This is a genomic window from Streptomyces sp. NPDC059092 (assembly GCF_042756365.1).
Classification (GTDB): domain Bacteria; phylum Actinomycetota; class Actinomycetes; order Streptomycetales; family Streptomycetaceae; genus Streptomyces.
Genome location: NZ_JBHZEJ010000008.1, coordinates 33,973 through 57,171 on the forward strand (window position 1 = coordinate 33,973; position 23,199 = coordinate 57,171).

The 23,199-nt window shown below is 71.6% G+C and carries 23 protein-coding genes and 3 pseudogenes; 10 read left to right on the forward strand and 16 right to left on the reverse strand.

Annotated features, from left to right (window positions below):
- Nucleotides 1-256: 256 nt before the first annotated feature.
- Nucleotides 257-1,120, forward strand: a complete 864-nt coding sequence (locus tag ACFXPL_RS07300) for a helix-turn-helix domain-containing protein (protein WP_384913878.1) — start codon at nt 257-259, stop codon at nt 1,118-1,120.
- Nucleotides 1,121-1,241: 121 nt separating this feature from the next.
- Here the strand turns inward: ACFXPL_RS07300 and ACFXPL_RS07305 are convergent, their stop codons facing one another.
- From ACFXPL_RS07305 to ACFXPL_RS07315, 3 genes are all read right to left on the reverse strand, one after another.
- A complete protein-coding gene (locus ACFXPL_RS07305; RefSeq protein ID WP_384914184.1) occupies nt 1,242-2,210 on the reverse strand; it encodes an aldo/keto reductase in 969 nt (322 codons plus the stop codon).
- 817 nt (nt 2,211-3,027) lie between these two features.
- The gene (locus ACFXPL_RS07310) at nt 3,028-3,717 is read right to left on the reverse strand and encodes a TetR/AcrR family transcriptional regulator (RefSeq protein WP_384913881.1); all 690 of its coding nucleotides are present in this window, start codon (nt 3,715-3,717) and stop codon (nt 3,028-3,030) included.
- Between the two features lie 72 nt (nt 3,718-3,789).
- Nucleotides 3,790-4,476 carry a DUF2848 domain-containing protein gene (locus tag ACFXPL_RS07315; RefSeq protein ID WP_384913884.1) on the reverse strand — a complete coding sequence of 229 codons (687 nt, stop codon included), beginning with the start codon at nt 4,474-4,476 and terminating at the stop codon, nt 3,790-3,792.
- A 146-nt stretch (nt 4,477-4,622) separates the two neighbouring features.
- Here ACFXPL_RS07315 and ACFXPL_RS07320 point away from each other — a divergent pair, with 146 nt between their 5' ends.
- Nucleotides 4,623-5,999: an MFS transporter gene (locus tag ACFXPL_RS07320; protein ID WP_384913889.1), complete on the forward strand. Its 1,377-nt coding sequence runs from the start codon at nt 4,623-4,625 to the stop codon at nt 5,997-5,999.
- A gap of 70 nt (nt 6,000-6,069) precedes the next feature.
- Entirely contained in the window at nt 6,070-6,873 is an 804-nt protein-coding gene (locus tag ACFXPL_RS07325) for a carbon-nitrogen hydrolase family protein (RefSeq protein WP_384913892.1), read from the forward strand.
- Nucleotides 6,874-7,115: 242 nt separating this feature from the next.
- Here ACFXPL_RS07325 and ACFXPL_RS07330 read toward each other — a convergent pair whose 3' ends face one another.
- Together ACFXPL_RS07330 and ACFXPL_RS07335 are read right to left on the reverse strand one after the other, a co-directional pair.
- Complete coding sequence (locus ACFXPL_RS07330) at nt 7,116-7,742, reverse strand: GntR family transcriptional regulator (RefSeq protein WP_384914187.1); 627 nt, start codon at nt 7,740-7,742, stop codon at nt 7,116-7,118.
- An 82-nt stretch (nt 7,743-7,824) separates the two neighbouring features.
- The gene (locus ACFXPL_RS07335) at nt 7,825-8,043 is read right to left on the reverse strand and encodes a hypothetical protein (protein WP_384913895.1); all 219 of its coding nucleotides are present in this window, start codon (nt 8,041-8,043) and stop codon (nt 7,825-7,827) included.
- A gap of 424 nt (nt 8,044-8,467) precedes the next feature.
- Here ACFXPL_RS07335 and ACFXPL_RS07340 point away from each other — a divergent pair, with 424 nt between their 5' ends.
- The 4 genes from ACFXPL_RS07340 (at nt 8,468) to ACFXPL_RS07355 (ending at nt 11,729) form a co-directional block, all read left to right on the forward strand.
- On the forward strand, nt 8,468-9,655 hold the full coding sequence (locus tag ACFXPL_RS07340) for a S1 family peptidase (protein WP_384913898.1): 1,188 nt from the start codon (nt 8,468-8,470) through the stop codon (nt 9,653-9,655).
- A gap of 141 nt (nt 9,656-9,796) precedes the next feature.
- Entirely contained in the window at nt 9,797-10,723 is a 927-nt protein-coding gene (locus tag ACFXPL_RS07345) for an XRE family transcriptional regulator (RefSeq protein WP_384913901.1), read from the forward strand.
- An 89-nt stretch (nt 10,724-10,812) separates the two neighbouring features.
- Entirely contained in the window at nt 10,813-11,178 is a 366-nt protein-coding gene (locus ACFXPL_RS07350; protein ID WP_384913904.1) for an ArsR/SmtB family transcription factor, read from the forward strand.
- A 179-nt stretch (nt 11,179-11,357) separates the two neighbouring features.
- Nucleotides 11,358-11,729, forward strand: coding sequence for a hypothetical protein (locus ACFXPL_RS07355; RefSeq protein WP_384913907.1), 372 nt, complete (start codon nt 11,358-11,360; stop codon nt 11,727-11,729).
- A gap of 68 nt (nt 11,730-11,797) precedes the next feature.
- Here ACFXPL_RS07355 and ACFXPL_RS07360 read toward each other — a convergent pair whose 3' ends face one another.
- A complete protein-coding gene (locus tag ACFXPL_RS07360; RefSeq protein WP_384913910.1) occupies nt 11,798-12,169 on the reverse strand; it encodes an ArsR/SmtB family transcription factor in 372 nt (123 codons plus the stop codon).
- 166 nt (nt 12,170-12,335) lie between these two features.
- On the opposite strand from ACFXPL_RS07360, the gene ACFXPL_RS07365 reads away from it, so the two are divergent.
- Entirely contained in the window at nt 12,336-13,070 is a 735-nt protein-coding gene (locus ACFXPL_RS07365) for a class I SAM-dependent DNA methyltransferase (RefSeq protein WP_384913913.1), read from the forward strand.
- A 49-nt stretch (nt 13,071-13,119) separates the two neighbouring features.
- Here ACFXPL_RS07365 and ACFXPL_RS07370 read toward each other — a convergent pair whose 3' ends face one another.
- Entirely contained in the window at nt 13,120-14,301 is a 1,182-nt protein-coding gene (locus ACFXPL_RS07370; RefSeq protein ID WP_384913916.1) for a Gfo/Idh/MocA family protein, read from the reverse strand.
- Nucleotides 14,302-14,434: 133 nt separating this feature from the next.
- Here ACFXPL_RS07370 and ACFXPL_RS07375 point away from each other — a divergent pair, with 133 nt between their 5' ends.
- On the forward strand, nt 14,435-15,502 hold the full coding sequence (locus ACFXPL_RS07375) for a LacI family DNA-binding transcriptional regulator (RefSeq protein WP_384913919.1): 1,068 nt from the start codon (nt 14,435-14,437) through the stop codon (nt 15,500-15,502).
- A gap of 149 nt (nt 15,503-15,651) precedes the next feature.
- Here ACFXPL_RS07375 and ACFXPL_RS07380 read toward each other — a convergent pair whose 3' ends face one another.
- The 3 genes and pseudogenes from ACFXPL_RS07380 to ACFXPL_RS07390 form a co-directional block, all read right to left on the reverse strand.
- The gene (locus ACFXPL_RS07380; protein WP_384914212.1) at nt 15,652-15,816 is read right to left on the reverse strand and encodes a hypothetical protein; all 165 of its coding nucleotides are present in this window, start codon (nt 15,814-15,816) and stop codon (nt 15,652-15,654) included.
- Nucleotides 15,816-16,023: pseudogene (locus tag ACFXPL_RS07385) on the reverse strand (Asp-tRNA(Asn)/Glu-tRNA(Gln) amidotransferase GatCAB subunit A); the annotation flags it as partial. The pseudogene ACFXPL_RS07385 and the gene ACFXPL_RS07380, both read right to left, overlap by 1 nt.
- Nucleotides 16,013-16,216, reverse strand: a pseudogene (locus ACFXPL_RS07390) (hypothetical protein); the annotation flags it as partial. The pseudogenes ACFXPL_RS07390 and ACFXPL_RS07385, both read right to left, overlap by 11 nt.
- Nucleotides 16,217-16,414: 198 nt before the next feature.
- On the opposite strand from ACFXPL_RS07390, the gene ACFXPL_RS07395 reads away from it, so the two are divergent.
- A complete protein-coding gene (locus ACFXPL_RS07395) occupies nt 16,415-17,314 on the forward strand; it encodes an MBL fold metallo-hydrolase (protein WP_384913922.1) in 900 nt (299 codons plus the stop codon).
- A gap of 139 nt (nt 17,315-17,453) precedes the next feature.
- On the opposite strand, the pseudogene ACFXPL_RS07400 reads toward ACFXPL_RS07395, so the two are convergent.
- The 6 genes and pseudogenes from ACFXPL_RS07400 to ACFXPL_RS07425 all read right to left on the reverse strand — a co-directional run.
- Nucleotides 17,454-17,669, reverse strand: a pseudogene (locus ACFXPL_RS07400) (amidohydrolase family protein); the annotation flags it as partial.
- A gap of 149 nt (nt 17,670-17,818) precedes the next feature.
- On the reverse strand, nt 17,819-18,916 hold the full coding sequence (locus ACFXPL_RS07405; protein ID WP_384913925.1) for a phosphotriesterase: 1,098 nt from the start codon (nt 18,914-18,916) through the stop codon (nt 17,819-17,821).
- The gene (locus ACFXPL_RS07410; protein ID WP_384913928.1) at nt 18,913-19,944 is read right to left on the reverse strand and encodes an alpha/beta hydrolase; all 1,032 of its coding nucleotides are present in this window, start codon (nt 19,942-19,944) and stop codon (nt 18,913-18,915) included. The genes ACFXPL_RS07405 and ACFXPL_RS07410 overlap by 4 nt, the downstream gene beginning before the upstream one ends.
- A gap of 62 nt (nt 19,945-20,006) precedes the next feature.
- Entirely contained in the window at nt 20,007-20,765 is a 759-nt protein-coding gene (locus ACFXPL_RS07415) for an SDR family NAD(P)-dependent oxidoreductase (RefSeq protein ID WP_384913931.1), read from the reverse strand.
- Nucleotides 20,762-21,559, reverse strand: coding sequence for an enoyl-CoA hydratase/isomerase family protein (locus ACFXPL_RS07420; protein ID WP_384913933.1), 798 nt, complete (start codon nt 21,557-21,559; stop codon nt 20,762-20,764). The genes ACFXPL_RS07415 and ACFXPL_RS07420 overlap by 4 nt, the downstream gene beginning before the upstream one ends.
- Nucleotides 21,556-23,148: an AMP-binding protein gene (locus tag ACFXPL_RS07425; RefSeq protein WP_384913936.1), complete on the reverse strand. Its 1,593-nt coding sequence runs from the start codon at nt 23,146-23,148 to the stop codon at nt 21,556-21,558. The genes ACFXPL_RS07420 and ACFXPL_RS07425 overlap by 4 nt, the downstream gene beginning before the upstream one ends.
- Nucleotides 23,149-23,199 lie beyond the last annotated feature (51 nt).

Sequence of the window (23,199 nt, forward strand, 5' to 3'; positions counted from 1 at the left end):
CCGGGCCGGGGCCCGCGCAGGCGTTTGGGGTCGGGTCCGGGTTCCGGGACGCGACCCCTTCGGCCCGCCTGACGGGCGGCTCTCACCGCCGTCGCCTCGTCTCCCCTCCCCCTCCCTCTCCCTCCCTCTCCCCCTCCGTTCCTCCCGTCCACGTGCGGCCCGCCGCACAGACATCACAAGCCGTCAACAGGGCCTCCTCACCCCCGTACCGCTGTGACAGACTCCCCGGTATGACACCGGTCGTCGGGGGTGGAGTGTGAGCGAGCCTCGGCCTGCCCCCACCATCGGGCAGCTCGTTCTCGGCAGGCAGCTCCAGTCACTCCGCGAGAGGGCCGGGCTCAGCCGGGAACAGTCGGCGAGGCTGCTCCGGGTCACCGCCGCCACCGTCCGCCGGATGGAGACCGCCGAGGTCTCCCTCAAGATCCCCTACCTCCAGTTCCTGCTGCCCGAGTACGGGCTCGGCCCCCAGGACACCGAGGTCTTCCTCCGGCTGGCCGAGGAGGCCAACAAGCCCGGCTGGTGGCAGCGGTTCCACGACATACTCCCCGACTGGTTCAGCGGGTACGTCAGCCTCGAAGAGGCCGCGAAGACCATCCGCTCGTACGAGCCGCACTTCATGCCGGGGCTGCTCCAGACCGAGGAGTACGCGCACGCGGTCCTGGCCACGGGGGCGGTCGGCCGGACCACCGACCCGCACCGGATCGAGCGCCATGTCGCCCTGCGGATGGAGAGACAGGCGCTGCTCACACGCTCCGACGCCCCTGCCTTCTGGGCCGTCCTCGACGAGACGGTGCTGCGCCGGCCCGTCGGCTCGAAGGCCGTGATGCGCGCCCAGATCGACCGGCTGATCGAAGCGGTCGAGATGCCGAACGTGACGCTCCAGATAGCCGAGTTCGGCGCGGGGCCGCACCCGGGCACGTACAGCCCGTTCGTTCTGTTCCGCTTCGACATCCCCGAAGTGCCCGACATGGTCTACATCGAGTATCTGACCGGGGCGCTCTATCTGGACGACGCCCACGAGGTGTCCGCGCACATGCAGGCGATGGACCGGATGGTCACCCACGCGGAGCCCGCGAACCATACGAGACAGCTCCTGGCCGCCTTCCGCCGGGAGCTGTGAAACCCACTCCGGACGCCGGGCATCGCCCTGGCCGGACACGCCGAGGGGCCGACCGGCTTCTCCTCCGGTCGGCCCCTCCTCCAGGCCGTGCGGTACGTGGCGCGCCGCCCCGTACCTACCGCTACGCCACCGCGCTGTCCGCCAGCAGAGCGTCGATCGTGGCCAGTTCCTGCTCCGTCAGGGGCGTGGCGTCCAGGACGGCCAGGTTCTGGTCGAGCTGGCCGACACTGCTGGCGCCGATCAGCACCGATGTGACGCGCGCGTCGCGCAGCACCCAGGTCAGCGCGAGCTGGGCCAGGGTCTGGCCGCGGTCGCCCGCGACCTTGTTGAGCGCGTGCAGCAGGGTCAGCTTCTCGTCGCTGAGCGTGTCCCGCTTGAGGAAGTGACCGACGGCCATCCGCGAGTCGGCGGGCACCCCGTTGAGATAGCGGTCGGTGAGCTGCCCCTGCGCGAGCGGCGAGAAGGCGATGACCCCGGCGCCGACCTCGTCGGAGGCGGCGATCAGCCCGTTCCGCTCGATGCCGCGGTCGAGCATGTTGTACGCGTGCTGGTTGATCAGCAGCGGGGTGCCGAGCTCCTTGAGGAGTTCGGAGGCGCGCCGCATCTGCTCCGGCGGATAGTTGGAGAGCCCGGCGTACAGGGCCTTGCCCTGCTGTACGGCCGAGGCGAGCGCCCCCACCGTCTCCTCCAGGGGCGTGTCCGGGTCGAAGCGGTGCGAGTAGAAGAGGTCGACGTACTCCACGCGCATCCGGCTCAGCGACTGGTCGAGGCTCGACAGCAGGTGCTTGCGGGAACCGAACTCGCCGTACGGACCGGGCCACATGTCGTAGCCCGCCTTGGTGGAGAGGAACAGCTCGTCGCGGTAGGGCTGGAAGTCCTGCGCGTAGATCGTCCCGAAGTTCGCCTCGGCGCTGCCGTACGGCGGGCCGTAGTTGTTCGCGAGGTCGAAGTGGGAGACACCCCGGTCGAAGGCGCGGCGCAGCACGGCGCGCTGTTTCTCCAGCGGGGCGGTGTCACCGAAGTTGTGCCACAGCCCCAGGGAGACCTGCGGCAGCCGTACGCCGCTCAGACCGCTGCGCTGGAACCGCATGCCCTCGTAGCGGTCGGCGGCGGCGAGGTAGGGCGGTCGTTTCAACGAACTCTCCTGTGGGGTCGAGCAGGGCGTGGGAGCCGGTTCACCAGGAGCCCGGCGCCTAGACGCTACACACGAGTCGGACTGTTGGGAACGCCTGTCCAAGATCGATAAGTTTCCGCCGGAGCCGCCGGCCGGGTCCGTCCCCGGTCCGGGAAGCCTGGTCGCGAGCAGCGCGCCGAGCGCGGCCACGGCCGCGAGGACCGGCGGCGTGGTGCCCATGGCGGAGGTGAGGCCTTCCGCGCCGCCGTACGGTGCCGCCCCGTACGGCCCGCCGTCCCGCGCACCGCCCGCGCCACCCGGCCGGCCCGGGCGACCGGCGCGTGGCGCACGACGACGGCCGTCGCGGTGACCATGACCGTACCGAAACCGGCCCCCAGCACGAGGAAGCCGCCGCTGATCACCAGGGGCGGCGACGCCCGGTCGAGCGTGGACAGCGTCAGGACGCCGAGGACGATCAGGACCATCGCCGGCACGGCCGTCCCGCGCGGCCCCGCCGGCGCGACAGTGCGGCGGCGACGGGTGCGCTGAGCACCATCAGCACGGCCAGCGGCAGGACGCGCACCCCGCTTCCGAGGGGCGACGGACAGTACGGTGCCGTAGAGGGCGACGATCGTGGCACCGGCGACGCTCCCGGCGAGAACGAGACGCCGCGGAAGCCCGGGCTTCACGGACGCGGCGTGGCTCGTCGGCTCCCCGGAGTTCACGGACATCGCGGGGCCCGTCGACTCTCCGGAATTCCGGGACGTCGCGGGCCTCGTCGGCTCCCCGGAGTTCACGGGCGCTCCGGCCCGAGGTGCGCGTCGAGCGCGGCGCGGAGCAGTGGCTCGGCGTCGTCGTCGCCCGAGGCGAGCTGAAGACTGCCCCACGCCCACAACTGCGCGACGCCGTGCAGATTGGCCCACAGCGCGCCCGCGACCACCTCCGGCGTCAGCTCCTCGGCCGGCCCCGGCTCCCCGTCGGCCCGGGTCCCCGCGCGGCGGACCAGGTCCACGAGCACGCCGAAGAGCGGCAGGCTGGTCTCGCGCAGCCCCGGGGCCTGCCCGAGCCCGCCGTTCTCCAGCAGGTCATGGCGGAACATCAGCTCGAACATGCCGCGGTTGGCCGCCGCGAAGCCGAGATAGACCCGTCCGAGCGCCAGGATCCGGGCGCGAGGGCTCCCCCCGCCGAACACCACCGCCCCAGCGTCCGCGCCCGCGCCCGCGGCGCTCGTATCGTCGTCGTCCACCGCATCGCAGTCCGCCATCGCCGCGGCGACCTCGTCCGCGAGCCCGGCGAAGCCCTGGCGTGCGATGGCGGACAGCAGAGCGGCATGCGTCGGGAAGTAGCGGCGCGGCGCGCCGTGCGAGACCCCGGCCTGCCGGGCGATCTCGCGCAGGGAGAGCGCCTGCACGCCCTCCCGGGCCACGAGATCGACACCGACCGCCACCAGCCGGGCCCGCGGGCCCGCGTCATTTTCACTCATAGACACCGTCCACCAGCACCGAGTAGACACTGTCTACGGATGCGTACGCGCGCCCGGGACCGGCGGCGCGGGTCAGCCGATGGGCGCCGGCATGCGCACCACGTCGTACGCGAGCCCGATCGTGTCGCCGGTGCCCGGGTCGCCCAGCTCCACCCGCCAGCGGTCGGCGAACTGGTCGACGCCCTCGGCCATGGGGATCGTGCCGGAGATCAGCACCGTGCCGGGCACGAGATCGCCGCGCTCCCGCAGCACCTCGGCCCAGTACGCCGGGGTCAGCAGTTCGGCGAGCGTGCCGTCCTGGATGAGGGATTCGCCGCCCTCGCGGCCCACCCACGCCCGCAGGGTGAGGCTGTCGAGCCGGTCCTGCACGTCGGCCAGCCGCCAGGCGCGGCGGGCGAGCACGTCCGGGCCCGCGTTCTTGCTCCAGGCCACCCCGTGCACCTCCAGCTCGCGGTCGGTGTGGTCGCAGGCGGCGGTCAGCAGCAGCTCGCCCTCCCCGTCCACGATCAGGGCCCATTCCGCCTCACCGGAGGTGCGCCCGTGCTGGACGCTGACCCGCTCGGTGTGCTGGGCGAGGTACGGGGAAACCGGGTAGAGGGCGGGGGTGACGGACGGCGCGGGCACGCCGAGCTCGGCCAGTTCGGCCACGTGCGCGGCCACGTCGTCCTGGCTGCGGCCCGCGTAGCCGGCGTTGAGCACCTGGACGACATCGGCCTGCCGGGTGGTGCCGTCGGGCAGTTCGAAGGTGAGCAGCGCCATGGGAGTTCTCCACATCGTTCGCGGTATCGGCGAGGTTAACTTTGCGCGGAAGACTTGCGCATACCACCTGTATACAAGAAGTATGCCGGAAGGTCGACAGCGCGCCCTCCCCCGACGGCGGTGCGCCCCACCCAAGGACGGATGCCGTGAACCACACCACCACGAGTACGGATCAACCCCCGCCCGGCGGCTCCGCGGTCCGCCGCGCCTTCTTCGCCAGCCTCACCGGAACCGCCCTGGAGTGGTACGACTTCGCCATCTACTCCGTGGCCGCCGCCCTGGTCTTCGGCGAGGTGTTCTTCCCCTCGGAGGATCCGGCCACCGGCACCCTGCTGGCGTTCTCCACGTACGCCGTCGGCTACGTGTCCCGCCCACTGGGCGGCTTCGTCTTCGGCCGCCTCGGTGACAAGATCGGCCGCAAGAAGGTCCTCATCGCGACGCTCGTCCTGATCGGCGTCGCGACCCTCTTCATCGGCCTGCTCCCGTCGTACGCGACGATCGGCGTGACCGCCCCGATCGCGCTGGTGATCCTCCGCTTCGCACAGGGCGTCGGGGTCGGCGGCGAGTGGGGCGGCGCCGTACTGCTCTCCAGCGAGTTCGGCGATCCGCGGCGGCGCGGCTTCTACGCCTCGGCCGCACAGGTCGGCCCGCCCGCCGGCAATCTGCTCGCCAACGGTGTTCTCGCCGCCCTCGGCATCCTGCTGACGGACGAGCAGTTCGTCAGTTGGGGCTGGCGGGTGGCGTTCCTGCTCTCCGGGGTCCTGGTCGTCTTCGGGCTGTGGATCCGTACGAAGCTGGAGGAGACCCCGGTCTTCCTGGCCATGGAGGCGGAGGAGAAGCGCCCCGAGGCACCGATCAGGGAAGTCTTCACCACCCACCCGCGTGCCCTGACCGCGGCGATCCTCAGCCGGATCGCCCCGGACGTGCTGTACGCGCTGTTCACCGTCTTCGTCCTGACGTACGCGACCGGCGAACTCGGTATGTCACGCGGCTCGGCGCTGGCCGCCGTCCTGATCGGCTCCACGTTCCAGATCTTCCTCATCCCCCTGGCGGGCGCCCTCTCGGACCGGGTCAACCGGCGCCTGCTGTACGGGATTTCCGCGGTGGCGGCCGGCGTGTGGCCGTTCGTGTTCTTCCCGCTGACCGCGGGCGGGAGCTGGCCTCTGCTCGCCGCCGGTGTGGTGGTCGCGCTCGCCATCCACTCGCTGATGTACGGTCCGCAGGCGGCCTTCATCTCCGAGCAGTTCTCCCCGCGACTGCGCTACACGGGCTCGTCGCTCGCCTACACCCTGGCCGGGGTCGTGGGCGGGGCGGTGGCTCCGCTGCTGTTCACGGCGCTGCTCGACGCGTACCACTCGTGGGTGCCGCTGGCGCTCTACATCGCGATCACCGCGGTCGTCACGATCGGCGGCGTGTGGCTGGGCCGCGACGGCGCGGACTCCGACGAGGAGGATCCGCCGCACACTCCGGCCGAGGACGCGGCTCCGGCCTCCGTACGGCCGGACGAGGCACCCACCCGCTGACCGCACCGCCCCGACTCCCTTGCCCACGGCCTCCGCACGCCTCACCCCGTACACACGGAAGGAACCGCCCATGCGCATCGCGCTGAGCCAGCTCACCACCGGCCCCGACCCCGGGTCGAACATCGGACTCCTCCGCGAACAGGCCCACCGCGCGGCGGACGGGGGCGCCCGCGCCGTCGTCTTCCCCGAGGCGTCGATGGCCTGCTTCGGCACCCCGCTCGCCCCGGTCGCCGAACCGCTCGACGGCCCCTGGGCCGGGGAGGTCCGCCGGATCGCCGAGGACACCGGGCTCGTGGTGGTCGCGGGGATGTTCACCCCCGCACCGGACGGCAAGGTGGCGAACACACTGCTGGCCACCGGCCCCGGGGTGGAGGCGTCGTACGACAAGATCCACCTGTACGACGCCTTCGGCTACGCCGAGTCCGACACCGTGGCGCCCGGCTCCGAAGTGGTCACCATCGACGTGGACGGTCTCCGCATCGGCCTCGCGACCTGTTACGACGTCCGCTTCCCCGAGCTGTTCCGGGCCCACGCCGACGCGGGCGCGGTCGTCTCGCTGCTGCCGGCGTCGTGGGGCGCGGGGCCGGGCAAGCGCGAGCAGTGGGAGCTGCTGACGCGTGCCCGTGCCCTCGACGCGACTCTCTGGCTCGCCGCCGTGGACCAGGCGGACCCGGCGGCGTCCGGCGCGCCCGCGACGTCGAAGGCGCCCACCGGGATCGGCCACAGCGCGGTCATCGGCCCCGACGGGACCGTACGACAGTCACTCGGCCGGGAACCGGGGATGCTGCTGGCCGACCTCGATCCCGACGAGGTCACCTCCGTACGCCGAGCCGTGCCCGTACTGGCCAACCGCCGCCTCTCCGCAGCGAGTTGATTGGTTTCCCCAGGCTCTGTCTGACACATCCCGCCTAACACGCGACGCCTGGCACGCACGCTCGCCGCGTGGTCGGAGTCGTCCGCGTACGTCCGGGCCATCGAGGGTGCCGATCCTCCGCCTCGCGATCGCGCTCGGCATCCGAAGGGCCGTTCAGTGCGCCGAGACGGAGCGAGTGCAGTGCACCGGACGCCGCGCGCCCCGCCCTACGGGCGGACGGCGCTATTCGTCAGACAGAGCGCCTAGCCCGCGAGGAGGACCTTGAGGGTCGTTTCCAGATGACTGTCGATCGCCGTGCACGCGGCCCCCGCGTCGCCGGCGGCGATCGCGGTCAGGATCGCACGGTGTTCCCGCAGCACGGACTCCTGCCGGCCGTGCTGGTTGTAGAGCGCCACCACTCCGGCCCGGATCTGCCGGCTGCGCAGCCCGTCGTAGTGGCGGGTGAGCAGCGCGTTGCCCACGGCGGCGACCATCGTCGCGTGGAACTGGTGGTCCACCGCGATGAATTCCTTGGCGTGCTCGGACCCGCTCAGCTCACGCTGCCGCTCCAGCAACGCCGTCAGCTCGGCCACGGGGGCCCGGCCGTCCGGGACGACGCGCTCGGCGGCGTACCGCTCGACGATGCCGCGCAACTCCATCAGCTCGGTGATCTCCCTCCCGGAGAGGGGAACGATCTGCGCGCCGCGCTTGGGGACGAGCCTGACCAGGTCCTCCGCGGCGAGCAGCAGCAGCGCCTCGCGGATGGGGGTGCGGGAGACGCCGATACGGTCCGCGATCTCCTGCTCGGAGAGGAACCCGCCCTGGAGAGCGGGGTCGGTGAGGACTTCCTCCTTGAGGAACGCGTACGCCTTCTCGCGGCCCGACGTCACGACTTCCCCCACGGTTGCATACAACTAGTATACCGCGCCGCGCGGGACGGCCCCCAGGAGCGCCGCACGAGCGACAAGCGGGTCAGGTACCGGCGCGCGGCGAGCCGTTCCCCAGCAGGGCGACGGCCCGGCGGGCCGGCTCCAGTACCGCGCGCCCGGAGGGCGGGAGCAGCACCCGGGAGACGGCGCGGCGGCCGGGCCGGAGCCGGGTCTCCTGGTCCCGGCCGTCCGGCAGCCCGCCGAGCCGGCCCGCCGCGAAGGCGCCGCCCGCGCGGATCGAGGCGTCAACGCCGCGGCCCACGACACCCCCCCGGCCGCCCATGACCCCGGCCCCCGCTCCCTGCCGCTCCCTCTCGTCACCCCGTCCCTTCACCACACGATCCACCGCACCGCACGAAACACCGCACCGCACGAAACACCCCTCCATCGAACACTCGCCGCGAGCACACGGTTCGACCACATCCACCGCGCCCGGCGCCCGGCATATTCCTCTTTTTCCCTTTCCCCTCGAAGAGTTTCAACAGGGCGGTTCAACTCTGTTGAATTCCTGCCGCCGGAACTCTCTTGAATCGGCCCGAGAAAATAGGCCAGAGTTCCGAACGCGGCCACCAAGCAACCTGGTTGCCGCCGGACACACGGCTCCCCCCTCTGTGAAAACGGCTCCCCCACGCCGTTTTCCTCCCCCCATACACGGCCGTGTGTTCCGTGAACCGGAAGGAATGACTGTGCGAGTCTCCCGGAACATCCTCGCGGCCGCCGCCGCGGGCGCGCTGCTCTCCGTCACCGTCGTGACCGGAGCCCAGGCGGGCGAACAGACCGCCGAGCGCTACGACCCGGCGATGGTCAAGGCCCTGGCCACCTCACTCGGCGTCAGCGAGACCGCGGCCGCCGCCCGGCTGGACGACCAGGCCGACCAGCAGGCCGAACTCTCGAAGCTCGACCGGCAGGGGGTCGCCACGGACGGCGCCTTCTTCGACAGAGCCGGCGCCCTCGTCGTCAACGCCGCCGACCCCCGCGCCGAACAGCGCATCGAGGACGCCGGTCTGACCCCGCGGGTGGCCGAGCACGGCCAGGCCGCGCTCGACCGCATCAAGGCGGAGCTGGACGCCAAGGCCCTCGACCGGACGCCCGACGGGGTGACCGCCTGGTCGGTCGATCTCGCCACCGACACCGTCACCGTCGAGGTCAACAGCGCGAGGAGCGCGGCGGCGCAGTCCTTCCTCACGGCCGCGAAGGCCCACGGTGACGCCGTCCGCGTGGTCGAGGGCACGGAGGAACTGTCCACCCAGGCCGTCGTCTCCCCGGGTGACGAGATGTCCTTCAACGGCTACGTCTGCTCCGTCGGTTACGGCGCCCGTGACGCGTCGGGCCGCCAGTACCTCGTCACCGCCGGCCACTGCATCGAGGACCTGCCCGTCCTGTCGTACAAGGGCACGCGCTTCGCCCAGGGCACCAACACCCGGTTCGCGGTCGGCAGCCGCAGCGTCGACATGGGCATAGCGGCCGTCGACTCGGGCAGCTCCATCGCCACGCAGGTCGGCACGTACGGCAGCGCGGGCACCGTCGCCGTCCAGGGCAGCTCGCGGGCCGCGTCCGGCGCCGCCCTGTGCAAGTCGGGCCGTACGACCTTCTGGACCTGCGGCAAGGTCAACTCGTACAACGTGACCGTCACCTACAGCGACGCCAACGGCGGTCCCAACACCGTCGTCACCGGCCTGGGCAGCTCCTCGGTCTGCACCCAGGGCGGCGACAGCGGCGGCGCCTACATCTCCGGCAACCAGGCCCAGGGGATGACCTCGGGCGGACCGTCCGCGCAGCGCTGCACCGGCAGTGTCAACTCGCCCGGCTCCTCCTACTTCCAGCCGCTGGACGACGCCCTCTCGCACTACGGCCTCACCCTCAACACCAACTGATCCCACCCGGGCGCGAACGCCCCGCGTACCGCATCACCGGGCCGCCCCCACCGGCCCCCAGGACCGCCCATCGGATACGGTGGGCGGTCCTGCCCGTGCGGGCACGGCGCGGCTCCACCGCTCGACCCGGAGGGGAATCCAGTGCATCAGGACCCGGATCCCTCCTCGCCCGTCTTCGCCGAGGTCTTCCAGCAGGCCATCAAGAGACGCGGCCTGTCCCTGGAGCGTGTACGCAGCCGGCTCGCGGAGCAGTCCATCCAGATCAGCCTGACCACCCTCAGCTACTGGCAGCGGGGGCGCAGCGAGCCCGAACGGGCGGACTCGCTGCGCGCCGTGGACGCGCTGGAGACCATCCTCGAACTGCCGCCCGGCACACTGCGCTCGCTGATCGGCCCGTACCGTCCCCGTGGCCGGGTCGCGCCGCCCGCCCACGACCTCAGCTCCTCCCACCGCGTCTTCGGCGAGAACTCCCTGGCGGAACAGATCCTCGGCCCCGACTTCGCGCGGCTCAACGAGGCCATCTCCACGCTGAGCATCCGGGAGACCGTCACCATCGACGAGAACCGGCGGCTGTGCTCCATCGCCATCCAGCAGGTGCTGCGCGCGGCGCGTGAGGGCGCCGACCGGCTCACCGCCGTCCACACCGTCGACAGCGGGGCGCGCGCGGTCCGCACCACGGTGCGCTGCGGAATTCCCGGGCCTGTCCGCTTTCTTCCCGAAGTGAGTACGGTCGTCCTCGACATAGAGTTCGGCCGGCAACTCGCCAAGAACGAGACGGTGGTCATCGACTACACCCTCTCCGTCGATCCCGGGGACGGCACCGACGACCATTACGAGCGCCGCACCCGCGTCCGGCTGCGCGATTATCTGCTCCATGTCTATTTCCATCCGGAGGCCCTTCCGGTGGTCAGTCACCGCTATTACCGCGAGCACTCCGAGGCGGACAAGAGCTACAACCACCGCGTCGCCCTGGACGCCTCGCACACCGTCCACTCGGCGCCGGGCCGCTGCCCGGCGGGCATCCACGGCGTCTCCTGGGAGTGGCCCGAGCCGCCGCGGCGCCCCTGAACCGGCCCGCCGCGAGGGGGTAATAGGGTGGAGGAATTCCGTCGTGGCGGGGCGCCGGGGTGGCGCCGCCGGAGAGTGAGGGGCGTTCCGTGTCGGGGCCGCAGATTCCGCTGTACCAGGCGAAGGCGGAGTTCTTCCGGATGCTGGGGCATCCGGTGCGCATCCGTGTGCTGGAACTCCTCCAGGACGGGCCGATGCCCGTACGGGACCTGCTCACCGCGATCGAGATCGAGCCGTCCAGCCTCTCGCAGCAGCTCGCGGTGTTGCGCCGCGCGGGGATCGTGACGGCGACGCGGAGCAGCTCGACCGTCGTGTACGAGCTGGCGGGCGGGGACGTGGCGGAGCTGCTGCGCGCGGCGCGGCGGATCCTGGTCGAGCTGCTGGCCGGCCAGGAGGATCTGCTCTCGCAGTTGCGCGACCGTGGCCGTTCCCTGGCGCGGGAGGAAGTTTCCTGAGGGGCCGGCCCGTCCCCCCTCTCGCACACCCATGGATCAGGGCCGGGACCGCCCGAACGGGCGGCAGAAGCGGAATCATGTCTTCTAGTTGAAGATATCTTCAATTCGCCATCCCGCGTAAGTCGTTACTCGATAAACTCGTCATCCTGAGGGTTCACAGGGTGAGAGGACCGGGGTTCATGGCAAGCGCGGACGTGGCACTGAAGGACGCGATGATGATCGAGGGCGCCGTGGGCGCCGCTCTGGTCGACTACACCAGCGGCATGGCGCTGGGCACGCTGGGCGGAAGCAAGGATCTGGACCTCGCCGTCGCCGCGGCGGGGAACACCGATGTCGTACGGGCCAAGATGCGGACCCTGGAAACGCTCGGCATCCAGGACGCCATCGAGGACATCCTGATCACGCTGGGCTCCCAGTACCACGTGATCCGGCCGCTGGCCGGCTCGGCAGGCCAGGGGCTGTTCCTGTACCTCGTACTGGACCGGGCGCGCGCCAACCTGGCCATGGCGCGCCACCAGTTGAAGCGGATCGAGCACGAGGTGGACATGTAGGCGGCGGGACGGACGCGGAAGCCTCCCACGAGAAGGGCGGCGGGCGGCCGCGCCCTCGTCCGGCCGGCCTAGGAACTCCCGTACCGACCGCCCTGCGGAGGTGTGGCGCCGGAATCCGCGGCGCGCAGATCGGCGAGGAGTTCGGCCTGCCCTGCCAGCACCCCGGAGAGAATCGCCCGTGCGACGCTCAGCAGATCCGCGAGGTAGGGATGGGCGAGCGCGTAGTGGACGGCCGAACCCTCCCTGCGCGTCACCACGAGATTGGCACGGCGCAGTACGGCCAACTGCTGGGAGAGCTGAGCGGGCTCGACCCCGACCTCCGGAAGCATCTCGGAGACCGCGTGCTCCCGCTCGCTGAGCAGTTCGAGCACCCGGATGCGGACGGGGTGCCCCAGCGTCTTGAAGAACTCGGCCTTCAGTTGGTACAGCGGCGCGCTCACCGGCCTTGCCTCATTTCCCGCGCGTACCGCGTACAGCGCATCTGCCCGGAAGTCCCTGCCACAGGGCCGTTCTCCTGCCGTCAGGACCGTCAGGGCCGTCACTCCCCTGTGCTGCCCCTGGGAAAATCCCACAGTACCGGCCGGGTTCCCAGGGTATACAGGCTCCATGGTGGACCGGCTCTTCTCCGACCGGGATCTGGCCGCGCTGTACGACGCGGTCTGCGCGGACCGGCCGGACTTCGCCTTCTACCTGCCGCTGGTGATGTCGGCGCGCTCCGTACTCGATGTCGGTTGCGGTACGGGCGACCTGCTGCACCGGGCCCGCGCGGCGGGGCACCGGGGGCGGTTGTGCGGTCTCGACCCGGCGGACGGCATGCTGGAGCAGGCCCGGCGCGGGACGGACGTCGAGTGGATCCTCGGCGATCTCTCCACCACCCACTGGGAGCGCGCGTTCGACCTGGTCGTCATGACGGGGCACGCCTTCCAGGTCCTCCTGGAGGACGAGGAGGTACGGGGCGCGTGCGCCGCGGTCAGGTCCGCCCTGACCGACGAGGGCCGCTTCGTCTTCGAGACCCGCAACCCGGCGGCGCGCGCCTGGCGCGCGTGGACCCCGGACCGCGCCGTCGAGGTGGCCGACGCCGCCGGTGACGTCGTACGGGTCGCCAACGAGGCCGATCCGTACGAGGGCGGGGACAGGGTCGCCTTCACCACGCGCTGCACCAGCCCCGGCTGGGACGAACCCCGGCTGAGCCGCTCCACCCTGCGCTTCCTCGGCGCGGACGCGGTGACATCGTTCCTGGCCGACGCGGGTCTCACCGTTCAGGAGCGGTACGGGGACTGGCACCGGGAGCCGCTGACCGGGACCAGCCCGGAGATCATCACCGTCGCCGCACGGGCCTGACCGGCCGGCGCGTCCGGCGCGGCCCGGACGACCGGGCCCGCTGTCCGGCCTACCCGACCGCGACGCTCCCGCCGTCCGCGGTCGCGGCGGCCACGGCCGCGTCGAGGATCCGCAGGTTGTGCAGGCCGTGGGCGAGCGGAGGGCAGTGCGGCAGCCGGTCGAGACCGGCGATCTGGTCGAGGAACGCCCGCGCCTGGAAGGCGAAGAAATCGTTCTGCCCGTGGCCCACGCTGGGGAAGTCCATGGGCAGCCCCCGCGCGATGTACGGGTGGCTCGGGCCGATCAGGACCTGCCGGTATCCGTTGACGGGTCCGGCCGGGGAGGCGTCGGCGATGGTGAACTCGCCGGGACGCACCAGGTCGAACGCGGCTGCCCCGCCGTCGCAGAAGACCTCGAACCCGAGGGAGTTGGCGAGGCCGTAGGCGACCCGGGAGACGGAGACGGTACCGACGGCGCCGCTGCGGAAGGTGAGGGTGAAGGTCGCGATGTCCTCGTTCTCGACCGGGACTCGCTCGTCACCGACCGGGACGTCCGCGGAGTGGCCGACGGCGGTGCCCAGCGGGGTCGGCCGGTCGGTGATCACGGTGGTAAGGACCGTACCGCGCACGCTCTCGACGGGTCCGCACAGGAATTCGCCGAGGTCGACGAGGTGGCTGCCGATGTCGGCGAGCGCGCCGGAGCCGGGGCCGCCCCGGTAGCGCCAGCTCATGGGGGCATCGGGGTGGTGCCCGTAGTCGCACCAGTAGTGACCGTTGAAGTGGCGCACCTGGCCGAGGCCGCCCTCGGTGATCTGTTCCCGGATCGCGTTGATCGCGGGCGAGCGGCGGAAGGTGAAGCCGACGGCGGCCACGCGGTCCGTCCGCGCCGCGGCGTCGACCATCGCCTGCGCGTCGGCCGTGCTCGGCGCCAGCGGCTTCTCGCACAGCACGTGCTTTCCGGCCGCGAGCAGTCCTTCGACGATCTCGCGGTGCAGCGGGTTGGCGACAACGACGCTCACGGCGTCGATGTCCGGGGCGGCGGCGATGGCCCGCCAGTCGGTCTCGGCGCGCTGGTAGCCGTACCGCCGGGCGGCGTCGCGGGCGAACGGCTCGTGGGCGTCGGCGACGGCGACGAGCCGTACCTCCGGCAGATCCGGATCGAAGAGGGTGGACGCCGTGCGGTACCCGTTGAGGTGCGCGCGGCCTGCCATCCCGGCTCCGATGACGGCCACCCCGATCGACGGTGCGGGCATGGGGATCCTCCTTCTCGCTCGTGCTCCGAGCGCATTTAAAGCGCTTTAAGTCGCTGGTACTATCGGCCGGGTCGCCGCGAGGTGTCAAGAGATGCCGCACAGAACGGCCGGACGGCCTGGGAGGGTTCAGCCAGTGAAGAGACCGGGCTCCGACGGCCGGGAGACCGGCGAGGCCGACGGCGCGCCGAACCGGCGCCCGCGGCTGGAGGACGTCGCCGAGCTGGTGGGGCTCTCCCCCGCGTCGGTCTCACTGGTCCTCAGGAACGCCCCGGGGCCCAGCGCGCAGACCCGCGAGCGGGTCCTCGAAGCCGCAGGCCGGATCGGCTACCGCCCGGACCGCACGGCCAGCCTGCTCGCGCGCCGGCGCAGCCGCGTGCTCGGCGTCACCTTCGACATCCGCAACAGCTTCCACGCCGAGCTGGTCGAGAACCTGTACGTCGCGGCCGAGGAGGTGGGGTACGACCTCGCGCTCTCCACCCTCACGCGCGTCCGCGACGAGGGCCAGGCCGTGGAGACCCTGCTCGACTTCCGGGCCGAGGCGCTGGTCCTGCTCGGCACCGAGATTCCCGCCGCGCGGCTGACCGCGCTCGACCGCCGCCTGCCGGTGATCTCCGTGGGGCGACGGGTCCCGGCGGCCGATCTGGACGTCGTACGCGCCTCGGACGACGAGGGGCTGGGCCGGGCGGTGGCCCATCTGGTGGAGCTGGGCCACCGCGACATCGCCTTCATCGACGGGGGCAAGGGCGGCATCGCGGGGGACCGGCGCCGCGGCTACCGCACCGCCATGCGCGCCCACCGGCTCAGCGACCGGATCAGGGTGCTCCCCGGCGATCACACGGAGGAGGCCGGGGCGCGGGCGGCGGAGCTGCTGCTCGCCGAGGACGGACTGCCGAGCGCGGTCATCGCGTGCAACGACCGGTGCGCGGTGGGCGTGTTGAGCACGCTCGGCCAGGCGGGCGTCTCCGTACCGGGCACTCTCTCGGTCGTCGGCTACGACGACAGCCTCCTGTCCCGGCTGGCCAGTTTCGACCTCACCACCGTCAGCCAGAACCCGGAGGAACAGGCACGTCATGCGGTGGCGGCGGCCGTGGAGCGGCTGGACGACGGGCGTTCGGCCCCGCGCGAGATCGTCCTCACACCACGCCTGATGGTCCGCTCCACGACCGGCGCCCCGGCGCGGGCTGCGGGCCGGCACCGCTAGACGATGCCGCCGAGCAGCGGATACGGGGCGGGGGGCGGTGCGGGAGAAGCAGCCGTCCTCGCAGGTCCGCGCGGGCGGATCACGGCGCCGGCGGCGTGACGGGTGGCACCGCTCCGCGTCGCCGTTCCGCGCCGTTCCGTGTCACCTGCTCACCGGCCGTCCCTCGCTCCCGCGCCGAGGAATTCGTCCACGAGGTGACGCGCGTACGCGGTGTCCAGTCCGGCCGGACGGAAGAGAACGCGGTACATCAGGGGGGCGACGACGCGGTCCATGGCCGTCTCGACGGCGGGCGTGCTCCTCGCGGTCGACCGCACGGCCCCCGGTGAAGGCCTCGTACCACTTCGCGTTCGGCCTCGCACGCCGCCCGACGGGCCCCCTCCGCGGCGATCGCGACGTACGCGCCGGTGCGGTTCGACCTGCTCGACGCGGCCGAGGACCGACTCCACCAGTTCGACGGGGGACAGCCGGCGGGCCCGGATCGCGGCCGCGGCGGCGGCGAGGGACAGCCCATACGGTCGCATCGTGCGGCTCCCCTCCCGCACGGTAGGCGGCGGGCGGGGTGTCCCCGAAGTCCAGCTCCCGCAGGACCGCGACGACGGAGTGGATGTGGTCGGCGGTGGCCGCGACCGCGATGGGGCGGTCGGTGGGCAGCGGAAGTCCGGCGCGGGCGGCCCAGCGGGCGGCCTCGGGCGGGGTGAGTTCGGCGGAGGACATGGGCGTTCCCTCCCGATCGGGGCGGGAGTGACGTGACACGCCCAACAAAAGCTAACAATTTGCTTTAGCGCGACCGTAAGTTCTACGGTGACTTAAAGCAAACACATTGCGTTTATGGAGACGGGGCCTCCTTGAGTCCCCCTGCCCGCGGTCGCCGCGGACTCCCCCTCCGTCGAAGAGCAAAGGAAACGACGCACCATGCCGATCCCCCTCGCCACCTCCCTCCCCTCCTGGACCGTGGGCGACATCACCGTCCACCGGGTGGACGAAGTCGCCCTGCCGCCCGCGACCGGACCGTGGCTGCTGCCCGACGCCACCCCCGAGGTGGTGAGCGGCCAGGACTGGCTGCATCCTCACTTCGCCGACCGTGAAGGCGTGCTGCGGATCGACAGTCACAGCTTCGCGTTCGTCGTGGACGGACTGCGCGTTCTGGTCGACACCGGCATCGGCAACGGCAAGGAGCGGGCCAACCCGGCCTGGCACCACCTGCGGACCGACTTCCTTCAGCGCCTCACCGCCGGCGGTTTCCCCCCGGACTCCGTCGACCTGGTGATCCTCACCCACCTGCACGCGGACCACGTCGGCTGGAACACCCGGGAGGCGAACGGCGAGTGGGTCCCCACCTTCCCCCGCGCCCGCTACCTCACCTCCCGCACCGAGCGGGAGTTCTGGGCCGGGTACGACATGGAGGAGGCACGCGAACAGATGTTCCGCGACTCCGTGATCCCGGTCGAGCGGGCCGGTCTGCTGGACGTCGTCGACGTCCCGGCCGAGGGCGCCGAGATCGCCCCGGGCCTGCGTCTGATCCCCACGCCCGGTCACACCCCCGGCCATGTCGCCGTCCAGCTGGCGAGCCAGGGCGAGAAGGCGCTGATCACCGGCGACTGCGTCCACCACCCGGTCCAGCTCGCCCACCCCGCCATCGGCGCCTGCGTCGACATCGACCCACGGCGGTCCGAGGCCACGCGCCACGAGCTGCTCGGCTCCCTCGCCGGCACGGACACCCTCCTCCTCGGCACCCACTTCGCACCGCCCACCGCCGGCCGCGTGATCACGCACGGCAACGCCTACCGGCTACTGCCCGTCCCCGCGGCCTGACCGGCCGCCGTCCACTCACAGGTGGCCGCCCCGGCCCATGGCGTGCCCTCGCTGATGGCGGAGCTCAGGGTGCGTGGCCGCAAGGCGGCTGCCCGCCACGGAGGACATGGCGGGCAGCGGTCGTTGGCTGGGGCGGTTTCTATCGGGCCGAGAGTGTGATGCGGGTGCCGGAACGCCACACGTCACGCAGGTTGAGGGTGTCGCTGATCATCGTGGTGGTGGGGCCGCCGTCCACGAGCAGCAGATCGGCCCGTGAGCCCTCGGCGATGCGGCCACGGTCCTCCAGGCCGAAGCGACGTGCCGGGGTGAGGGTCGCCGTGGGCAAGGCCTGGATCGGGGTGAGGCCGGCCTGGACAGGCAGCCCCGGTGGAGATTCCGCGCCGCCGAAAGGCTCGCCGGACTCGGCGGTCACGGGGATTGGTCCCGTCATCTCTACGACCGGAGACGCGCTTTTCGCCGCGTTCATCGTCTCCATCAACAGTGCGTCGCCACCACGGCTTCCTGTCATGCTTCGTGTGCCAAGATGCGCGCCGGGTTGTCGATGACCAGGCGTCGGTAGGCATCGTCGTCGAATCCGAGTTGCCGCAGCATCGGCGGCACGAACTGACCGAACCGGGTATAGCCGTATCCACCGTACGACTTGCCGTGCGGCTTGCTCGTCGTGTCGTGGCCGAGCACGATCTGGTCGCCGTATCCGCCACGGAGCAGATCCACGAGGCCCTTCATCCGGTCGAAGTCGTCGGGAAGCAGTGCCACGGTCGACGACCACGCGTCGAGGCCGACGTTGGCCCCGCGGTCGAGGACCGCGCGCGCTGTCTCCGTGGTGATGGTGCGGGGCGTCTCCATATCCCCCACGTATGCCGCCATGGCGTCCCAGGGACGGAAGAAGGAGTCCATGTGCATCATGACGAGCCGGTCGACACTCATGCCCGCGTCGAGTGCGATGTCGACGCCGGCGAGTACCTGGGTGAGCGACATCGGGAACGCGGTGTGCACGTGCACACTCAATCCTGTCTCCGCGGACACCCGGGCGATGGCTCGGAGCGTGGTCGTTTCGGCGAGCTGCAGTGGAGCGGACGGATCCGTCGTCGACAGGGCGCATTTCAGGAAGCCGGGGCGCAGGCCGGTGTCGCCGACGCCGTCGGTGACCTCGCGCCTGAAGAAGGCCACCTGCTCGTCCTCGGTCATGTCCTGGTATCCGGCGGGCCGGGCATCGGCGACGTACAGCCCGGTGGCGAACACCACATGTACGTCGGCGCGTTCGGATGCCGTCCTGAGGGCCCGGACATCACCGCGCAGGCCGATGGGTGAGGCGTCGCAGACCGCTCTGCCCCCGATCCGCGAGAAGTAGCCGAGTTCGGCCGTGGTGAAGTCGATGTCGCCCACCGTCGAGCTCTCCGACGACAGCGCGGCGCCACCATCACGGAGAAACGCGAGATTCTCATTCTTCAGGGTGAGCTGGTCGGCCGGCATGGGGGGCGCCCCGTATCGCTCGGCCAGGGCGAGCATCAACGACATGTCGGCGTTGAGGTGCTCGTGCATGCTGGTGTAACCGAGGTCGGCCGGCGCGATGTCGCCGCGCACGGTGGTGATGACGCTCACTGTGCGACCTTTCGTCCCGCTTCCGCTCCGGCCCACTGCCGCTCGCAGAAGTCGCGTACCTGTGCGGCCCGTTCGTGGTCCTCCGGTGCCATACCCAGGAACATGAAGTGCGGTGCGCCTTCCCACACATGCAGTTCCGCGGGCACTCCGGCGGCGAGCAGTCTGCGGTGCAGGCGCACGGTGTCGGAGAGCAGGAAGTCGCGGGTGCCGGTGGTCAGGACGGTGGGCGGGAAGCCCTTGCCGAAGTCGGCGAAGATCGGGGAGACATAGGGGTCGGTGCGGTCGTGGCCGTCGGTGTAGAGCTGGAAGACGGTCTCCAGTTCGTCCGCGTCGTAGGAGATGTCGATTCCGTGGCTGGTGTGGTGGGTGTCGCCGGCCTTGGTGAGGTCGATCGGCGGGGTGTTGACCACGGCGGCGGCCGGCAGGGGCAGGCCCTCGTCGCGGGCGCGCAGGATGGTGGCGACGGTGAGGTTGGCCCCGCCGGACATGCCGCCGATGATGATGTCCTCGGGACGGTGGTCCCGCAGCAGCGCGCGGTAGGCGGTCAGGCAGTCGTCGAGCGGTGTGGGGAAGGGATGGAACGGCGGCATCCGGTAGTCCACCGCCCAGGTCCGGGCGCCGAGCGCGCCGGCCGTCATGACCGCGCCGGCGCGGGCCATCTCACCGCCGCCGCTGATCCACGCGCCGTGGATGACCAGGTGGACGCGCCGGTCGTCCTCGGTGACACCGTCGGGTACCGCCTGGTAGACGCCGACGTCGTCGAGCTCGATGCGCTCGGTCTCACAGTGCACGCCCGTGTCGGCACTGCCGTAGCACGACGCCACCATCGGCCCGGCACCGCCCGGCGGGATCAGCCCGTCCCGCTCGGCGATGAACGCCCGCACCGCCTCTCGGTCGTCCAGCGGCGGCCACGGTTCGGGGGTGAGGCGGCTGCCCATCGCGGTGACCGCCCGGGCGGACTCGCTGAGGGTGGCGGGGATGGGGACCTGGCGTTCGGGGACGGTCACCGGAGGGTAGGAACCGGTCATGGTCGTCTGCTCCTTGGGGTGTCGCCGGCGCCGCGACCGGCACTGGCGGATGGAGGATCCGATCAGCGGATGGAGGATCCGATGCCGAGCCCGCCGTCCACGTCGAGGACGACGCCGGTGATGTAGCCGGCGGCGGGCGAGGCGAGGAAGGCCGCGGCCTCGGCGATGTCGGCCGGCCGGCCGGTGGCGCGTTGCGGCACCTTGCCGATGAGCTTGTCCCGCGCCGCGGCGTTCATGGAGGCCAGCATCGGGGTCTCGATCAGTCCGGGCGCGATGGCGTTGGCGGTGATGCCGTCGCGCGCGCCTTCCAGGGCGATGGTGCGGGTCAGGCCGACGATGCCGGCCTTGGCGGCGACGTAGTTCGCCTGGCCGAAGTTGCCGCGCCAGCTCATCGAGCTGAACGAGACGATGCGGCCGTGGGAGCGGGCGCGCATGTGCGGGACCACCGCTCGCGCGCAGTAGAAGCCGCCGGTCAGCGAGACGTCCAGGACCGCTCGCCAGTCGGCGTCGCTGATGTCGGTGATCCGGTTGTCGCGGATGATTCCGGCGTTGTTGATCAGTACGTCGATGCGGCCGTGCCGGGCGGCGGTGTCGTCGATCCATCCGGTGACCGCCGTGGAGTCGGTGACGTCGATGCCGGCCCCCTCGGCAGGCAGGCCGAACTCCGTGCGTAGCCGGTCGGCCTGGGCGCCGGCGGTGTGCTTGTCGATGTCGCCGATGACGACGGTGGCGCCTTCGGCGGCGAATCGGTGCGCCATCGCCGCGCCGAGGCCCTGTCCTCCGCCGGTGACGATGACGACCTGGCCGGTGAATCTGTTCACGCCGACGGCTCCGTTCGAGAGGGGGTTGGCCGGTTCACGAACTCCCGCAGTGCGGTGGCGACATCGTGTGCGGCCCAGTGCTCGGCGAACGCCTCAAGTTCGAGTGCGAGTGCGTCCTGGACGGGCATGCTGGGGGTTCGGGACAGCAGCCGCTTGTATCCGGACTGGGCCGGGCCGTGTGCTGCGGCGAGGGTTCGGGCGATCCGCCCGGCGGCGGCGTCGACCGCGTCCTCCGCGACGATCTCGTGGGGCCAGCCGGTGCCGGCCAGCCGATCGGCGCGCATCAGCTCGCCGGTCATCGCGAGACGCCGCGCGGTGGCCCCACCGAGCAGGTGCGGCATGCGCACCGCGGCGCCGGCTGCGGGCATCAGGTTGTGGCGGATGTGTCCGTCACCGATGAGTGTGCTCTCGGCGGCGACGACGATGTCGCAGGCCAGTGCGAGTTCGATGCCTCCTGCCACGGCGTGGCCGTGCAGTGCTGCCACGACCGGCAAGGGGCTGGTTTCCAGGCGGGTGGCCAGGGCGGAGACGGTGCGCAGGAACGCCGTGGGTTTCGTGCCACGGTCGTCGAGTTCGATCAGGTGGCGCAGGTCGGCGCCGGCGCAGAAGGATCCGCCCGCGCCGCGGAGCACGATCGCATGGGCGCCCGGGTCCGCCTCGGCGTCGGTCAGCGCCCGGTCGAGAGCGTCGATCAGCGCGGGGTCGAGAGCGTTGCGCCGCTGCGGGCGGTTGAGGGTCAGGACCGTTACCGGGCCCGCGTGTTCGACGCCCAGGACGTCAGAGGTGTGGGTCATGAGCCGTTCTCGTCGAGGATCTCCTCGCGGCGCCGCCTGCGCAGTTCGGCGCGCTGGATCTTTCCGCTCGGGGTCTTGGGCAGGTGGGGGACGAAATGGATGCGGCGCGGGTAGGCGTGGGCGGCGTAGAGGTCCTTGACCCACTGCCGCAGCTCGGCCTCCGTCACGGTGTGGCCGGTGGCGGTGACGACATACGCCTCGATGACCTCGCCCCGTACCTCGTCCGCCGCGGCGATCACGGCGCACTCGGCGACCGCGGGGTGCCGGGCGAGCGCCGATTCGACGTCGAACGGTCCGATGCGGTACCCGGCCATGATGATCACGTCGTCGTCGCGGGCGGAGAAGCGCACCACTCCGGTGGTGTCGATGCTCGCGGTGTCGCCGGTGACGTAGTAGCGGCCGTCGCCGACGAAGCGGCCGTGGTCCTCGCCGTCGGCGTACGCGGTGAAGGTCATGTGCGGGCTGTCCGCCACCACGACCGCCAGCCTGCCGAGGGTCCCCGGCGCGCCCGGCTCGTCGCGGTCCGGGTCGAGCACGGTCACCGACCAGCCCGGCAGCGCCACCCCCATCGCGCCGTCGAGCACCGGCCGGGCGATCCCCGGGTCGTGCGGGAACCCGATCGGCATGCCCAGCTCGGTCTGTCCGTAGTGGTCGTGTACGAGTGCCCCCAGAGTGCTGGGCGCCCATGCGTTGACATCAGGGGTCAACGGCTCCCCCGCGCTGGAGAGGTGAGGCACACTCAGCTCTCCGGCGCCGATGCGGCCGGAGTTGCGCAGGCTGCGGTAGACCGTCGGGGCGGCTGCGAAGTGGGTCACCTTCAGCCGCGAGAGCACTCCTGCCGTGGTGTCGGCGGAGAATCCGCCGGGCAGCAGGATCGTCGGGACGCCCGCGGCCAGCGGCGCGACGACCGCGGTGTAGAGGCCGTAGGCCCAGCCGGGATCGGCTGCCGACCAGTACACGCTCTCCGGGCCGACCCCGAGCCCGAACTCCAGGTAGCTGTGCCAGCCCCCGATATACCGCGCCGGGTGCACCACGCCCTTGGGTGAGCCGGTGGTCCCCGAGGTGAACATGTGGACCAGCGGACCGTCGCCGCCGATCGCCACCGACCCCGGTTCCCAGGGCTCCGTCTCCGCCAGCTCCGTGGCGAGGTCCTCGGCCGCGAGCACCTCCCAGCCGCCTTCGCCGATCTTGTGTCTCTGGACGGCGTCGGCGACCACGAGGCGCGTTTTCGAGTTGCGCAGCCGGTCGCTCACCGCTGCCTCGGCGAAGGCGGTGAACAGTGGCACGTGGACGGCGCCCACGCGCCAGCTGCCGACCAGCACGGTGAGCAAGTCGGCGCTCTTGCCCATCAGCGTCGCCACCCGATCCCCGGGACCGACCCCGCGGCGGGCGAGTACGGCGGCGAACCGGCGCGAGGCCTCGGACAGCTCCGCGTAGGTCAGCGTGGTCACCGTCAGGTCGTCGCCGACCACCTTGACCGCGACCGCGCCGCCGGGGTGGCGGTCGCACAGCAAACCCGCCACGTCCAATGACGCCGCCGAATATCGACGCACCAGCTCCGCGGTGCGCTTGACCGAGTCGAGCATCATTGCCCCTCACGGCTGGGTACTTTAATGATGCCGAAAGTACCCTCACCGGTA

Excerpts from the sequence above, each read along its gene's own strand:
- ACFXPL_RS07305 (WP_384914184.1), bottom strand. The coding sequence starts at position 2,210 with ATGCGGTTCCAGCGCAGCGGTCTGAGCGGCGTACGGCTGCCGCAGGTC.
- ACFXPL_RS07310 (WP_384913881.1), bottom strand. The coding sequence starts at position 3,717 with ATGAGTGAAAATGACGCGGGCCCGCGGGCCCGGCTGGTGGCGGTCGGT.
- ACFXPL_RS07315 (WP_384913884.1), bottom strand. The coding sequence starts at position 4,476 with ATGGCGCTGCTCACCTTCGAACTGCCCGACGGCACCACCCGGCAGGCC.
- ACFXPL_RS07325 (WP_384913892.1), top strand. The coding sequence starts at position 6,070 with ATGCGCATCGCGCTGAGCCAGCTCACCACCGGCCCCGACCCCGGGTCG.
- ACFXPL_RS07355 (WP_384913907.1), top strand. The coding sequence starts at position 11,358 with ATGGCAAGCGCGGACGTGGCACTGAAGGACGCGATGATGATCGAGGGC.
- ACFXPL_RS07365 (WP_384913913.1), top strand. The coding sequence starts at position 12,336 with ATGGTGGACCGGCTCTTCTCCGACCGGGATCTGGCCGCGCTGTACGAC.
- ACFXPL_RS07370 (WP_384913916.1), bottom strand. The coding sequence starts at position 14,301 with ATGCCCGCACCGTCGATCGGGGTGGCCGTCATCGGAGCCGGGATGGCA.
- ACFXPL_RS07395 (WP_384913922.1), top strand. The coding sequence starts at position 16,415 with ATGCCGATCCCCCTCGCCACCTCCCTCCCCTCCTGGACCGTGGGCGAC.
- ACFXPL_RS07410 (WP_384913928.1), bottom strand. The coding sequence starts at position 19,944 with ATGACCGGTTCCTACCCTCCGGTGACCGTCCCCGAACGCCAGGTCCCC.
- ACFXPL_RS07420 (WP_384913933.1), bottom strand. The coding sequence starts at position 21,559 with ATGACCCACACCTCTGACGTCCTGGGCGTCGAACACGCGGGCCCGGTA.
- ACFXPL_RS07425 (WP_384913936.1), bottom strand. The coding sequence starts at position 23,148 with ATGATGCTCGACTCGGTCAAGCGCACCGCGGAGCTGGTGCGTCGATAT.